Origin of the sequence: Actinocorallia herbida, assembly GCF_003751225.1 — a bacterium.
Classification (GTDB): Bacteria; Actinomycetota; Actinomycetes; order Streptosporangiales; family Streptosporangiaceae; genus Actinocorallia; species Actinocorallia herbida.
On sequence record NZ_RJKE01000001.1, the window covers coordinates 972239 to 985641 of the forward strand.

General features: G+C 72.8%; 13 protein-coding genes. 5 read left to right on the forward strand and 8 right to left on the reverse strand.

What is annotated here, in order from left to right; all coding sequences use genetic code 11:
* Window positions 1-5: 5 nt before the first annotated feature.
* Window positions 6-1625 (forward strand): alpha/beta hydrolase, encoded by a 1620-nt coding sequence (locus tag EDD29_RS04720; RefSeq protein ID WP_123662646.1) that lies wholly within the window; start codon window positions 6-8, stop codon window positions 1623-1625.
* 6 nt (window positions 1626-1631) lie between these two features.
* Here the strand turns inward: EDD29_RS04720 and EDD29_RS04725 are convergent, their stop codons facing one another.
* The 3 genes from EDD29_RS04725 to dxr form a co-directional block, all read right to left on the reverse strand.
* A complete protein-coding gene (locus tag EDD29_RS04725; RefSeq protein ID WP_123670268.1) occupies window positions 1632-2474 on the reverse strand; it encodes a GNAT family N-acetyltransferase in 843 nt (280 codons plus the stop codon).
* 88 nt (window positions 2475-2562) lie between these two features.
* Window positions 2563-3738: a flavodoxin-dependent (E)-4-hydroxy-3-methylbut-2-enyl-diphosphate synthase gene (ispG, locus tag EDD29_RS04730; protein ID WP_123662648.1), complete on the reverse strand. Its 1176-nt coding sequence runs from the start codon at window positions 3736-3738 to the stop codon at window positions 2563-2565.
* A gap of 4 nt (window positions 3739-3742) precedes the next feature.
* Window positions 3743-4939 (reverse strand): 1-deoxy-D-xylulose-5-phosphate reductoisomerase, encoded by a 1197-nt coding sequence (gene dxr / locus EDD29_RS04735; RefSeq protein WP_246052516.1) that lies wholly within the window; start codon window positions 4937-4939, stop codon window positions 3743-3745.
* A 120-nt stretch (window positions 4940-5059) separates the two neighbouring features.
* Between dxr and EDD29_RS04740 the strand changes: the two genes are divergently transcribed.
* Complete coding sequence (locus EDD29_RS04740; RefSeq protein ID WP_246052517.1) at window positions 5060-5992, forward strand: trypsin-like serine peptidase; 933 nt, start codon at window positions 5060-5062, stop codon at window positions 5990-5992.
* 9 nt (window positions 5993-6001) lie between these two features.
* Here EDD29_RS04740 and EDD29_RS04745 read toward each other — a convergent pair whose 3' ends face one another.
* Window positions 6002-7420: an aldehyde dehydrogenase family protein gene (locus EDD29_RS04745; protein ID WP_123662652.1), complete on the reverse strand. Its 1419-nt coding sequence runs from the start codon at window positions 7418-7420 to the stop codon at window positions 6002-6004.
* 201 nt (window positions 7421-7621) lie between these two features.
* On the opposite strand from EDD29_RS04745, the gene EDD29_RS47565 reads away from it, so the two are divergent.
* The gene (locus EDD29_RS47565) at window positions 7622-8200 is read left to right on the forward strand and encodes a hypothetical protein (protein WP_123662654.1); all 579 of its coding nucleotides are present in this window, start codon (window positions 7622-7624) and stop codon (window positions 8198-8200) included.
* Between the two features lie 35 nt (window positions 8201-8235).
* On the opposite strand, the gene EDD29_RS04755 is transcribed toward EDD29_RS47565, so the two are convergent.
* Entirely contained in the window at window positions 8236-9090 is an 855-nt protein-coding gene (locus EDD29_RS04755) for an SDR family oxidoreductase (protein WP_123662656.1), read from the reverse strand.
* Window positions 9091-9188: 98 nt separating this feature from the next.
* Between EDD29_RS04755 and EDD29_RS04760 the strand changes: the two genes are divergently transcribed.
* Window positions 9189-9650 (forward strand): MarR family winged helix-turn-helix transcriptional regulator, encoded by a 462-nt coding sequence (locus EDD29_RS04760; RefSeq protein ID WP_123662658.1) that lies wholly within the window; start codon window positions 9189-9191, stop codon window positions 9648-9650.
* Here EDD29_RS04760 and EDD29_RS04765 read toward each other — a convergent pair.
* On the reverse strand, window positions 9629-10291 hold the full coding sequence (locus EDD29_RS04765) for a winged helix-turn-helix transcriptional regulator (protein WP_123670270.1): 663 nt from the start codon (window positions 10289-10291) through the stop codon (window positions 9629-9631). The two genes, EDD29_RS04760 and EDD29_RS04765, sit on opposite strands and share 22 nt — an antisense overlap.
* Before the next feature lie 87 nt (window positions 10292-10378).
* Here EDD29_RS04765 and EDD29_RS04770 point away from each other — a divergent pair, with 87 nt between their 5' ends.
* Window positions 10379-11206: a class I SAM-dependent methyltransferase gene (locus tag EDD29_RS04770; protein ID WP_123662660.1), complete on the forward strand. Its 828-nt coding sequence runs from the start codon at window positions 10379-10381 to the stop codon at window positions 11204-11206.
* A gap of 75 nt (window positions 11207-11281) precedes the next feature.
* Here EDD29_RS04770 and EDD29_RS04775 read toward each other — a convergent pair whose 3' ends face one another.
* Window positions 11282-12340 (reverse strand): FecCD family ABC transporter permease, encoded by a 1059-nt coding sequence (locus tag EDD29_RS04775; RefSeq protein WP_123662662.1) that lies wholly within the window; start codon window positions 12338-12340, stop codon window positions 11282-11284.
* Window positions 12337-13374, reverse strand: coding sequence for a FecCD family ABC transporter permease (locus tag EDD29_RS04780; protein ID WP_123662664.1), 1038 nt, complete (start codon window positions 13372-13374; stop codon window positions 12337-12339). The genes EDD29_RS04775 and EDD29_RS04780 overlap by 4 nt, the downstream gene beginning before the upstream one ends.
* Window positions 13375-13403: the final 29 nt, after the last annotated feature.

Genomic DNA, 13403 nt, shown 5'->3' on the forward strand with positions numbered 1-13403 from the left:
GGCGCATGAGGACTCCGGGTGTGGCGGGCGTGACCGTGCTGTTGCTGGCTGGGGCCGTCGTGCCCGGTGGGTCGGCCGCGCAGGCGGCGCCCGCTCCGGCGATCGGGTGGAAGCCGTGCAAGGCGGCGCTGCCCGCGTTCGCGGCGATGTTCGAGTCGCTCGAGGGGGTGCGGATCGAGTGCGCGAAGCTGGCGGTGCCGCTGGATCGGCGGAGGCCGGACGGTAAGAAGTTCGAGCTCGCGCTGTCGCGGATCCCGGCGGCCGGGGGGAAGCCCAAAGGGACGCTGCTGGTGAATCCGGGCGGGCCCGGCGGGACGGGGACGGACTTCGCGGTGGCCGTCGCCGGGAGGGCGTCGGCGAAGGTGCGGGCCGCCTACGACATCGTCGGGTTCGATCCGCGCGGGGTCGGCGGGAGCCGGCCGATGAGCTGCCTGCCGGACCATTTCGCCCCCGTCCGGCGCGACTACAACCCCCGCACCCCTGCGGACTTCGCCTACTGGAAGGGACGGGCCCGCGCCTACGCCGAGGCGTGCGACAAGAAGTACGGCGGCCTCCTCGACCATCTCAAGACGACCGACACGGTCGCCGACCTGGAGTCGATCCGCAGGGCGCTCGGGGAGCGCAGGCTGAACTTCTTCGGCGTCTCCTACGGCACCTACCTCGGCGGCGTCTACGCGACCCTGCACCCCCGCCGCGTCGGCCGGATGGTGCTGGACTCGAACGTCTCGCCCGTCGGCGTCTGGTACGAGTCCAACCTCCGGCAGAACCGGACGTTCGACCGCAACCTCGACCTCTTCTTCGCCTGGACGGCCCGGCACCAGGACGTCTACCAGGTGGGCGGCACCCGCGCCGAGGTGCGCGCCTTCTACCGGCGGACGCGCGCGGCGCTCGCCCGCAGGCCGATCAGCGCCAGCATCGGGCCGAAGCTCGCCGCCGCGGACGCCCCGGACGGGCCGACCCGGATGGGCCCGGACGAGCTCGACGACACCTTCCTCGCCGCCGGATACCGGGCGGGCGACGGGGTGTGGCCGCTGCTCGCCCAGGCGCTCAGGGCCCGCAAGGAAGGCGACGACAAGGGCCTCGTCGTGGCCTACCAGCATCTCGGCGCGCAGAAGGAGCCCGGCGGGTACGCCGTGTACACCGGTACCCAGTGCACCGACGCGCCCTGGCCGTCGCGCTGGTCCCGGTGGCGCCGCGACCACGCCGCGATGGCCCGCCGCTTCCCGTTCATGACGTGGAGCAACGCCTGGTACAACCTGCCCTGCAAGTACTGGAAGGCCGCGCCGGGCACCCCCGTGGAGATCCGCCGCAGGGCGGGCCTGCCGCCCGTCCTGCTCTTCCAGGCCACCTACGACGCCGCGACGCCCTTCTCCGGCGGACCGGAGATGCGCCGTCGCCTCGGCGGCCATCTGGTGGTGGAGGAGGGCGGCCTCACCCACGGGATCGTCCAGCGCGGCAACGCGGCGGTGGACCGGATCTTCGAGCGCTACCTGCTCACCGGCGCCCTGCCGGAGGGGCGGACGTCCCGGGTGCGGGCGCTGCCCGATCCCGTCCCGCCCGTGGGGCCGGACGCCGCGGCCCGCGCGGTCGCCGAGACGGCGGGGGCCCGCCTCCCCGGCCGGTGACGCCGGTCAGAACAGGACGCTCATGAACTGGTCGACCTCGACGAAGCCGACCCGGTGGTAGGCGGCGCGCGCCCGGATGTTGAAGTCGTTGACGTACAGGGTGACGACGGGCGCGACGTCGCGCAGGGACATCGCCACCACCGAGGACATGCCGAACTCCGACAGGCCCTGCCCTCGCGATTCCGGATGCACCCAGACGCCCTGGACCTGGCAGGCGTACGGGGTGATCGCCCCGATCTCCGCCTTGAACAGCACCCGGCCGCCCTCGATCCGGGCGAAGGACCGGCCGGCCCGGATCAGTTCGGCGACCCGTGCCCGGTAGAGCATGCCGCCGTCGCCGGTGTCGGGGGAGACGCCGACCTCCTCGGTGAACATCGCCACGCACGCCGGGTAGAGCGTCTCGAAGTCGGCCATGGTGGCGCGCCGGACGTACGGGTCGCCGGGGAAGGCGCTCGGGGTGGAGGTGGACATCACCGGCTGGATCGCGCGGATGGCGCGCGGCGGCCCCCAGAAGGGCTCCAGGAGGTCCCACAACTCCTGCACGACCGGCACGGGACCGACGATCGAGCTGCACCGGCGGCCCTGGCCGCGGGCCCGTTCGGCGAAGGCCCGGACGGCGTGCGGCCCGGCGTTCACCGGGATGAGGTTCGCGCCCGCGTAGCACAGCGCGTCGAGGCGGCCCTCGTGCCAGAACCCCCACATCTGCGCGCCGAGCCGGGCAGGGTCGAGCCCCGCCTGGTGCACCCGGGAGGCGACGAAGACGTTGCCGACCGGGTCGGCGTCCAGGATCGCCAAGGCCTCAGCCCGGTGCCGGTCGTCGAGGACCCGCACCGGGAGGGATCCCAGCATCCGCATCGGCGAACCACCTGACATCGCTCGGCGCTTTACCCCTCCAGCCTAAGCCTCGGGGCACCGCGGACGGGCAGCCGGGCGGCCGTCAGGCCTTGGTGGTGACGGAGACGCCGGGGCCGGAGTCGTCGTCGAGGTCGACGTCGATGCCCGCCTCCTCGGCGATCCGCATGGCCTCTTCGACCAGGGTCTCCACGATCTGGTCCTCGGGCACGGTCTTGATGACCTCGCCCTTGACGAAGATCTGGCCCTTGCCATTGCCGGAGGCGACGCCGAGGTCGGCCTCGCGGGCCTCGCCCGGGCCGTTGACGACGCAGCCCATGACGGCGACGCGCAGCGGCATGGGGAAGCCCTCCAGCGCCGCGGTGACGCGGTCGGCGAGGGAGTAGACGTCCACCTGGGCGCGGCCGCAGGCCGGGCAGGAGACGATCTCCAGGCCGCGCTCGCGCAGGCCGAGGGACTCCAGGATCTGGTTGCCGACCTTGATCTCCTCGACCGGCGGGGCCGACAGGGAGACGCGGATGGTGTCGCCGATGCCCTGGGAGAGCAGCGCGCCGAACGCGACGGCGGACTTGATGGTGCCCTGGAAGGCCGGGCCGGCCTCGGTGACGCCGAGGTGCAGCGGGTAGTCGCAGCGGGCGGCGAGCTGCCGGTAGGCCTCGATCATGATGACCGGGTCGTTGTGCTTGACGGAGATCTTGATGTCCTGGAAGCCGTGCTCCTCGAACAGGGAGCACTCCCACAGCGCGGACTCGACCAGCGCCTCGGGGGTCGCCTTGCCGTACTTCTCCAGGAGCCGCTTGTCGAGCGACCCGGCGTTGACGCCGATGCGGATCGGCACCCCGGCCGCGGAGGCGGCCTTGGCGATCTCGCCGACCTTGTCGTCGAACTTCTTGATGTTGCCCGGGTTGACCCGGACGGCCGCGCAGCCGGCGTCGATGGCCGCGAAGACGTACTTCGGCTGGAAGTGGATGTCCGCGATGACCGGGATCGGAGACTTCTTGGCGATCAGCGGCAACGCGTCGGCGTCGTCCTGCGACGGGCACGCCACCCGGACGATCTGGCAGCCGGAGGCGGTGAGCTCCGCGATCTGCTGGAGGGTGGAGTTGACGTCCGAGGTGAGAGTCGTCGTCATCGACTGGACCGAGACCGGGGCGTCGCCGCCCACCGGCACGCTCCCGACCATGATCTGACGCGACTTACGGCGGGGTGAGATCTGAGGGGCCTGGGGGCGGATCTTCGGCAGACCGAGTTCGACGCTCATGTTCCTATTGTGTCAGTCGTTGCCGCGTGCTCTCGCGAGCCCACTGATCAGCCGTGAGCACGTCTTCGAGCGTTGGCGTCCGGATTGTCTGATGTGCGGAGACGATATCCGAGACGGTATCCACTATGGAAGGAAATGAGATGTGGCCTTTGAGGAAAGCATCGACGCACTCTTCGTTCGCCGCGTTGTAGACAGCGGGTGAGGTCCCGCCCTCCTCGCCGACCTGACGGGCGAGCCGGACGGCCGGGAACGCCTCGTCGTCCAGGGGGAAGAGCTCCCAGGTGTGGGCCTTGGTCCAGTCGACCCCGTAGTCGGGCCGGTCGATGCGATCGGGCCAGGTCAGGCCCAGGGCGATCGGCAGCCGCATGTCCGGCGGGCTCGCCTGGGCGAGCGTCGACCCGTCGACGAACTCGACCATCGAGTGGATGACGGACTGCGGGTGGACCATCACCGTGATGCGGTCGAAGGGGATGTCGAAGAGGAGATGGGCCTCGATCACCTCGAGGCCCTTGTTCACCAGCGTGGCGGAATTCACGGTGATCACCGGGCCCATCGCCCACGTAGGGTGCGCGAGCGCGTCCTTCACGGTGACCTTCTCCAATTCCGCCCGCGTCTTTCCGCGGAACGGCCCGCCACTCGCGGTGACGACCAGGCGGCGCACCTCTTCGGCCCGGCCTCCGACGAGGCACTGGGCGAGCGCGGAGTGCTCGGAGTCGACCGGCACGATCTGGCCCGGCTTGGCCTTGGCCTTCACCAGGGGGCCGCCCACGATGAGCGACTCCTTGTTGGCGAGGGCGAGGGTGCTCCCGGCGTCGAGCGCCGCGAGCGTCGAGGCGAGGCCCAGCGCGCCCGTCACTCCGTTGAGCACGACGTCGCACGGGTGCGCGGCGACCTCGGCGACGGCCTCGGGCCCCGCGAGGATCTTGGGTATGCGGTACTCGCCCTTGTTGAACCCGCGCTTGGCGGCCTCGGCGTAGAAGGCGAGCTGGAGGTCCTGGGCCGCGGTCGCCTTGGCCACCGCCACCACCTCGGGCTGGAACTCCAGCGCCTGGGCGGCCAGCAGTTCGACCTTCGCGCCGCCCGCGGCCAGGGCCACGATCCGGAAGCGGCCCGGCTCGCGCCGTGCGATGTCCAGTGCCTGGGTGCCGATCGACCCGGTAGAACCGAGGACGACGATCTCTCTTACGCCCGTCTCCGCCACTGTGCAGACCCTCCTCGATCGCCGACCGCGCGCCCTCATTGTGCCGGGGGGACGCACCCGTCATGCAAGTTCACCAAAAGTAGTCGCACGCTCACTGGTTGTGCTGCACACTGTCTCGTCATGGGTAAGGGGGGCTGGATCGCGGCGGGGGCCGCCGTACTGGTCGGTGTCTCACCGATGGCGCCCGCAGGGGGGACCGCGATCCCGTCCTCCGAACCCGTGGTCTCGCGCGTCATGCCGGCGGGCGAGGCGTACCGCGCGCAGGTCCTGCGCTACTGGACGGCCGACCGGATGGTCGGCGCGGTCAGCCCCGTCGTGCCCCGCGCCCACCGGCGGCGCGGGCACGCGGGCGGCGGCGCGCCGGCCCGGCAGAGCCACGGCGCGGTGTGGCCGCTCGGCGGCGGCGTGGTGCCGTCCGTCGGGAAGGTCTTCTTCACCATGAACGGCAAGGACTACCTGTGCTCCGGGGCGTCCGTGCGCAGCGCCAGCCGCGATCTCGTCGTCACCGCGGGGCACTGCGCGCTCGGCACCGGGGGCGCCTGGGCCGACAACTGGATCTTCGTGCCGGGCTACCGCGAGGGCGGCGGGCCGCAGGGCGGCTTCACCGCGCGCCTCATGGCGGTGCCCGACCAGTGGGCCTCCTCGGGCGACGACGACTACGACGTCGCCATGGTCGCCCTGCACCCGTCGCCCGACGGGCACGCGGCCGACCTCATCGGCGCGAACGCCATCGCCTTCGACGGGGCGCGGGGCCGTCCGGTGCACGCGTTCGGCTACCCGGCCGAGGGCCGCTACGACGGAGAACGCCTCGCCTACTGCGCGGGCGCCCCCGAGCCGGACCCGCACCACGCGACGGTCGCCCAGGGCCTGCACTGCGACCTCACCCAGGGCTCCAGCGGCGGCCCCTGGCTGACCGGCTTCGATCCGCGCGCCGGCACCGGAACCGTGACCTCCGTCAGCAGCTTCAAGTACGCCGACGACGGCGTCACCATGTACGGCCCCTACTTCGGCGCCGCCGTCCGCCAGCTCTACACCCGCACCGAACGCAGGTGAGCGGGCACCCTACAGATCCAGGCCGGTGAGGACCATGACCTTGTCGTAGGTGTAGTCGGCCATCGTGCTGGCCACGCCCTCGCGGCCCACGCCGGACCTCTTGACGCCGCCGTACGGCATCTGGTCGGCGCGGTAGGACGGGACGTCGCCGATGATCACGCCGCCGACCTCGAGTTCGCGCTGCGCCTTGAACGCCACGTCGAGGCTGCGGGTGAAGACGCCGGCCTGGAGTCCGTACTGGGAGGAGTTGACCTTGGCGAAGGCCTCCTCGACGTCGGCGACCCGCTCGACGAGCAGGACGGGGCCGAAGATCTCCTCGCAGGACACCTCGGCGTTCTCCGGCACGTCGGTGAGGACCGTCGGGGCGTAGCTGGCGCCGTCGCGCTTGCCGCCGGTGAGGACGGTGCCGCCCGACTTGTCCACCCACGACTCGACGCGCTTGGCGGCGTCCTCGTCGATGAGCGGGCCGACCTGGGTGGTGTCGTCCCACGGGTCGCCGGTGATCAGCGACTCGACCTCGGCGACCAGCTTCGGCACGAACCTCTCGTACACGTCGCCCACGGCGTACACGCGCTGGACGGCGATGCAGGACTGGCCGGCCTGGTAGTTGGAGAACAGGGCGGCGCGCTTGGCGGCCCAGTCGAGGTCGGCGTCGCCGCACACGACGGCCGCGGCGTTGCCGCCGAGTTCCAGCACGACGTGCTTGCGCGGCACGGAGTCCTGGATGGCGTAGCCCACGGGGCCGGAGCCGGTGAACGACACGACGGGCAGCCGGTCGTCGGCGGTCAGGGCGGCGGCGCGCTCGTTGGGCACGGGCAGGACCGAGACCATGCCCGCGGGCAGGTTCGTCTCGGCGAGGATCTCACCGAGGATCAGCGCCGAGAGCGGGGTCTTGGGCGCGGGCTTCACGATCACCGGGGCGCCGACCGCGATGGCGGGCGCGACCTTGTGCGCGGTGAGGTTCAGCGGGAAGTTGAACGGGGTGATCGCCAGGACGACCCCGTGCGGCACCTTGGCCACGTAGGCGAGGCGGCCGTTGGCGGCCGGGTCGGTGTCGAGCCGCATCGCGGTCCCGTTCCAGCGGCGCGCCTCCTCGGCGGCGAACCGGAACACCGAGATCGCGCGGCCCACCTCGCCGCGCGCCCACAGCAGCGGCTTGCCGTTCTCGCCGGTGATCAGCCGGGCGATCTCCTCCTTGCGCTCCTCCAGCCGGCGCGCGACGTGCGCGAGGGCGTCGGCCCGCACATGGATCGGCAGGGCCGCGGCCTCCTTGCGCACCGCGTACGCCGCGGCCACCGCCTCCTCGACCTGCGCCTCGGTGGGCACGGACGCGCGGCCGACCTCCCGCCCGTCCCACGGGTGCTTCACGACGATCTCGTCATCACCGACGGCGGCCCGTCCGGCCAGCCAGAAAGGAGTAGCGCTCATACCTCCACGCTAACCCCGCCCCCCGCCCTCGGCCCACCGTCCACTGTGGATCGTTCCCGCTACAGACCGGCCACTCCGTTCCCGTCGAAGATCACCCTTGCTGGAAATATCCCGATCGTTCGGGACGGCTGTCCCTGGAGCCCCGCCCTCTCCAGGGTGTGGACTTGCCGCCGAAGACACCGCGGTGACCGGGAGGACCACATGCGACGAGCGTCGGCACGGCTGGCGGCGGCCCTGGCGGGGGCGGCGCTGCTCACCGGATGCGTCATGGAGTATCCCGACCCGCCGGACCCGGCGCAGCCCACGTCCCCGCCGGGAGAGCGGAAGGTCAGCCGGCCCAAGGAGGCGGGCGGCCTGGTCCGGGTCCGTTTCGCCGACGAGGATTACGACCCGGGGCCCCTCACCTCGGGCCAGAAGGCGCTCATCGCGACCTACCGGGTCCCGTCCGTCGATCCCGACGACACTCTGCACCACTCCCTCGTGCTCGCCGCCGACGCGGCCCCGGGCCAGGCCGAGGAACGCCGCCTGCACCTCGTGGGACAGGCCCTGGGCGACCTCTCCTCCACCACCACGCTGGACCAGGAGGTCGCCCCCGGCCCCCTGGGCGGCAAGACCCTCTGCGGCTGGACCCTGACCCCCGAAGACGGCGAGATCCTCTGCTCCTGGTCCGACGGCAGCACCGCCGGTGCGATCACCTTCCCCAGCGCGGGCGCCCAAGAAGACGACCTCGTCGAAATCGCCCGCACCTTCGCCGCCATGCGCCACGACATCGTCCGCTGAGCCTTCGGCGCCGCGACGGGCCGGGCCGGGGTGGATCAGGCGGCCCGGAAGGCGTCGGCGTTGCGGGTGCACCAGGCGGCGAAGGTCCGCGGCTCGCGCTGGAGCAGGCGCTCGACTGTGTCGGTGCGGAACCCGGTGGTGTCGGCGCGCATGAGGTGGAAGGCCTCGATGATGGCTTCGGCCAGCGCCGGAGGGGCCCCTCCGGGGAATCGGGAGGCGACGGCCTCCTCGGCGGTGGTCACCGGTCGGACGGAGAGGGGGCGGCCGGTCGCGGCGGCGAGGATCCCGACCTGTTCGGCGACGGTGAGGGACTCGCCGCCGGTGAGGACGTACTCCCGGTCCTGGTCGCCGTCGCGGGTCAGCGCGAGGGCGGCGACGTCGGCGATGTCGGCGGGGTCGATCGGCGCGTGCCGGCCGGGTCCGGCCGGGTCGAGGACGTAGCCGGCCTCACCGATGGTGGGCAGCCACTCGAAGGCGTTGGTCATGAAGCCGCCGGGCCGCAGGAAGGTGGCCGGGATGCCGGAGGCCCGGATGGCCTGCTCGCGTTCGTGGTGCCAGCGGCCCATGGCGGGCATGGGGTCGCCGAGGACGTTGGCCGAGGAAAGATGCACGACGCGGCCCACCCCGGCGGACCGGGCGGCGGCGAGGGCGTGCCGGGTGTGGTCGAGGCCGATGCCGGGGGTGAGCAGGAACAGCCGGTCGACTCCGGCGAAGGCGGGCGGCAGCGTCGCCGGGTCGCTCAGGTCCGCCACGACCCGTTCCGCCCGTTCCGGCAGGGCGGCGGCGCGGGCCGGGTCGCGGACCAGGACGCGGAAGCGCGCGCCGGTCTCGTCCAGTGCGCGGACGAGTTCGCGGCCGACGTTTCCGGTGGCGCCGGTGACCAGTATCATCAGAACCCAATCGTTTGCCGGTTAATGAATGCACGAGAACGCTAACCGGTTAACGACTGGCTCGTCAACCGTATCGCGAGATCACCGGAGGGCTCGGCGTGCCGGAGTTCCTTGACCTGCACAGCAAGACGTCCAAAGCGGTGCGCGCGGCGGCCGACGCGGCCGTGCGGCGCCACGGCCTGCACCTGGGGCAGGACCACCTGCTCGCGGTGCTGTGGCGGGAGGACGGCCGCACTCCTGGCGAGGTCGCCGCCGCGCTGAACGTCACCACCCCGAACGTCGTCAAGGCGGCCACCCGGATGACCGCGGCCGGTCTGCTGACGCGCCGCCGCGACGACCGGGACGCCCGCCTGGTCCGGCTGTGGCTCACCGACGCCGGACGGGCCCTCCAGGCGCCCGTCGAGAACGAACGCCGCCTGCTCGAAGAGGAGCTCACCGCCGACCTCACCGACGCCGAACGCGCACACCTGCGCAGCGCCCTGGCGAAGATCCACCGCTCCGCGACCGCCCTGCTGCACCCCTCCGCCGACGCGGAGGTTCAGGGGGCGGTGGAGGAGTAAGCGGGGAGGAGGAACCAGGTGGGGAGGGCGCGGCGGAGCGGTTCCGGACCCTGGAGGGTGACGGATTCGCTGCGGAGGGCGGTGGGCCAGGTGAGGGCGCCGCGCCAGAGGTCGACCATGCGGCGGAGCGGGGCGGTGAGGGTGACGGCGACGTCATGGCCGGGGTCGGTGTCGCACACGTCGGCGTCGCCGTCGGCGATGACGAGCCACCAGTCGCGCTCGCGCGGGGATGCGTCGGGGAAGCGGAACAGCACGACGGTGCGGCCGCCGGGGACCACGGCGTGGTCGACCCGGCGGTGCAGGTCCCACATGAGCAGCCGCGGGTCGAGGTCGGCGTCCCCGATCCGGCCGATCCACCTGCCGCCCCACACCGCGACGGACTCCACGACGGGCTGGAGCTCACGCCCGGCCGGGGTGAGCGCGTAGCCCCCGTCGGCCTCCTTGACGGCGAGGCCCGCCCGCACGAGCTGCCGCATCCGCTTCGAGAGCAGCGTCGGCGACATCCGGGGCACCCCCCTGCGCAGGTCGTTGAAACTCCGGCTGCCGAGCAGCATCTCCCGCACGATGAGCATCGTCCAGCGTTCGTCGAGCAGCTCCATCGCCTTGGCGACGGGACAGAACTGGTGGTAGGAGGCTCCCATGCCGCGAGCGTAGGACGCCTGGGGGTCGCGCTTCCAGTACACATCTTGTACTAGGGCGGGAGGGGGAGCGCTTCCTACATTCGGGGGATGGACACCAAGGAAATCCGCCAAGACAGGGAACTCAAGGCCAAGCACCGGGCGATGTGGGCGCTGGGCGACTACCCGGCGCTCGCCGAGGAGGTCATCGGCGCGCTCGGCCCGGCGCTGGTGCGCGCCGCGGGCATCGGCGCGGGCGACACGGTGCTGGACGTCGCGGCCGGATCGGGCAACGCCGCGATCGCGGCGGCGCGGACCGGGGCGCGGGTCGTCGCGAGCGACCTCACCCCGGAGCTGCTGGAGGTCGGCCGCCGGAAAGCCGAGTCCGAGGGCGTCGACCTGGAGTGGCGGGAGGCCGACGCGGAGGAGCTGCCCTTCCCCGACGACTCCTTCGACGCCGTTCTGTCCTGTGTCGGCGTCATGTTCGCCCCCCACCACGCGGCCGCCGCCGCCGAGCTGCTGCGCGTCTGCCGCCCGGGAGGCACGATCGCCCTGCTCAACTGGACCCCCGAGGGCTTCATCGGCCAGATGTTCGCCGCGATGCGCCCGTACGCGCCGCCGCCCCCGCCCGGCGTCCAGCCGCCGCCCCTGTGGGGCGACCACGCCCACGTCGACGGCCTCTTCGGCGAGGCGGTCACCGACCTCACCGGGGTCCGGCGGACCCTGCCGGTCCCGGTCTTCACGACCCCCGAGTCGTTCCGCGACTACTTCAAGTCGCACTACGGCCCGACCATCACGACCTACCGCGCGATCTCCGGCGACCCGGCCCGCACCGCGGCCCTGGACGAGGCCCTCGCGGACCTGGGCCGCCGCCACCTGGCGGCCGGCCCGATGGAGTGGGAGTACCTCCTCCTCATCGCGCACAAGGGCAAGCCCTGACCATCGGGCTACGGGGAGAGCGCACGGGGCGCTCAGGGCCGGTCGATCCTCGACCGGCCCGCGGCAGGTGACGGGTCAGAGCGCGCCGCGGCGCCATTCGTGCAGGAGCAGGTAAGCGAGGTAGGCGCCCCCCAGGGCCATGGTGTAGATGCCCACGGGGAGGTCGGGGAAGAGGGGGAGGTGCTGGGAGGCCAGGTCGGCGAGGATCAGGAGGAGCGCGCCGGCCAGGGCGGAGAGCGCCAGGTGGGGGCCGGAGGCCCGGGTGAGGCGCTTGGCGATCTGGGGGCTGCACAGGGCGAGGAAGGCGATGGGGCCCGCGGCGGCCACCGCCGCGCCGGAGAGGGCGATGGAGGCCAGGACGGCCACGGTCTTGGTGCGGCCGGGGGAGGCGCCGAGGGACTCGGCGGTCTCGTCGCCCATCTCGACGACGGCCAGGTTGCGGGCGAGCGCGACGACGATCGGGGCGCAGATCGCGAGGGCGACGGCCGCGGTCGCCGCGTCGTCCCAGCCCGAGGCGTTGAGGCTGCCGTTGACATAGGACTTGAGCACGCTCGCCTTGTCGCGTTCCACGGCGTAGACGACGTACTCGATGAGCGCGTTCGCTATCGCCGCGACGCCGATGCCCGCGACGACGAGCCTGCCGGGGTTGCGGAACCCCGTGCCCGTCGCGAAGTACACGAGGACCATCGCCAGCGCCGCGCCGAGGACCGCTCCGGCCGAGACGGGCAGGACGTCCGGCAGCAGCAGCGCGGTCACCGCCGCCCCCGCCCCCGCGCCCGCGCCGAGGCCGATGACGTCGGGGGAGCCGAGCGGGTTGCGGGTCACCGACTGGAAGAGCGCCCCGGACAGCCCGAGTGCCGCGCCGACCGAGGCCGCCGTCGCCAGGCGAGGGCCGCGCAGCCGGTTCAGGACGAAGGCGTTCTTTCCGGTCGCCTCCCCGCCGAAGACGGCGCCGGGCAGGTCGGCCAGGGCGATGCCGAGGCGTCCGAGGTTGAGGGTGGCGACGGAGGCGAGCAGCAGCAGGACCGCGAGGAGCAGCCCCGCGTACAGGCTCCGCGGCCGGACGGGGAAGGCGACCTTCGGGGCGAGCCGGAGCAGGCGCTGTCCGGCCGGGGCCGCGGCCTTGGTGTTCACGCGGTCCCCTTCATCCTGCGGACGGCGATCAGCAGCGCGGGCGCGCCGACGAACGCGGTGACGACGCCGACCATGAGTTCCTGCGGGCGCAGCACGACCCGGCCGATCACGTCGGCGAACAGCAGCAGCGACGGGCCGAGCAGCGCGCAGAACCCGAGCTGGAGCCGGAAGTCGACGCCGACGAGCGCGCGCACGACGTGCGGGACGGCGAGCCCGACGAAGGCGATGGGCCCGACGGCGGCGGTCGCGGCGGCGCCGAGCGCGGTCGCGGCGAGCAGCCCGATGGCCTTGATCCGCGCGGGCTTGGCGCCGAGCGCGGTCGCCGAGTCGTCGCCGAGCGCGACGGTGTTGAGCGACCCGCCGAGCAGCAGCGCGACGGCGAGGGCGACCGCGGTGAGCGGGAGCACCGTCCAGAAGACCTCGAAGCCGCGCCCGCCGAGGGATCCGACGACCCAGTACCGGTAGCTGTCGAAGACCTTCGGGTTGCTGAGCGTCACCGCCTGGATGAACGCCGAGAGCACCGCGGACAGGACCGCCCCGGTCAGCACGAGCCGGACCATGCCGCTGCCGCCGCCGCGCGTGCCGACGACGTAGACGACGATCCCGGCGAGCAGCGCGCCGGGCAGCGCCCACAGCAGCGTCGCCATCTGGCCGGACATGCCGAAGTAGGCGGAGGCGGTGACGATGCTCGCCGACGCGCCGGTGGTGATGCCGAGCATCCCGGGTTCGGCGAGCGGATTGCGGGTGACGCCCTGCATGAGGCAGCCCGCGACGGCCAGGGACGCCCCGGCGAGGAGGCCGAGGAGGGTCCGCGGGTAGCGGCTCTCCACGACCGTCGTCAGGTAGGGGTCGCCGTGGCCGCGCAGCACGTCGAGGACGGCGCCGAACGAGGTCGGCAGGCTGCCGTACTTGACGCTGGCGAGCAGCGCCAGCGCCAGCAGCGCGAGCGCGGCGATGAGGGACGACGCCACACGCGCGGCGCCGGGACCCTTCGGTCCGGTGCCGCGCGCAGGCGCTTTCGCAGGTGTGGCCATGCGAAGTCGTGATGCGTTGGTCGCGAGTG

What these genes read in the sequence shown, in the direction of transcription:
- EDD29_RS04720 (WP_123662646.1), top strand. Translation starts at nt 6, where the DNA reads ATGAGGACTCCGGGTGTGGCGGGCGTGACCGTGCTGTTGCTGGCTGGG.
- EDD29_RS04725 (WP_123670268.1), bottom strand. Translation starts at nt 2,474, where the DNA reads ATGCTGGGATCCCTCCCGGTGCGGGTCCTCGACGACCGGCACCGGGCT.
- EDD29_RS04765 (WP_123670270.1), bottom strand. Translation starts at nt 10,291, where the DNA reads ATGGGAGCCTCCTACCACCAGTTCTGTCCCGTCGCCAAGGCGATGGAG.
- EDD29_RS47565 (WP_123662654.1), top strand. Translation starts at nt 7,622, where the DNA reads ATGCGACGAGCGTCGGCACGGCTGGCGGCGGCCCTGGCGGGGGCGGCG.
- EDD29_RS04780 (WP_123662664.1), bottom strand. Translation starts at nt 13,374, where the DNA reads ATGGCCACACCTGCGAAAGCGCCTGCGCGCGGCACCGGACCGAAGGGT.
- EDD29_RS04770 (WP_123662660.1), top strand. Translation starts at nt 10,379, where the DNA reads ATGGACACCAAGGAAATCCGCCAAGACAGGGAACTCAAGGCCAAGCAC.
- ispG (WP_123662648.1), bottom strand. Translation starts at nt 3,738, where the DNA reads ATGAGCGTCGAACTCGGTCTGCCGAAGATCCGCCCCCAGGCCCCTCAG.
- EDD29_RS04740 (WP_246052517.1), top strand. Translation starts at nt 5,060, where the DNA reads ATGGGTAAGGGGGGCTGGATCGCGGCGGGGGCCGCCGTACTGGTCGGT.
- EDD29_RS04745 (WP_123662652.1), bottom strand. Translation starts at nt 7,420, where the DNA reads ATGAGCGCTACTCCTTTCTGGCTGGCCGGACGGGCCGCCGTCGGTGAT.
- EDD29_RS04755 (WP_123662656.1), bottom strand. Translation starts at nt 9,090, where the DNA reads ATGATACTGGTCACCGGCGCCACCGGAAACGTCGGCCGCGAACTCGTC.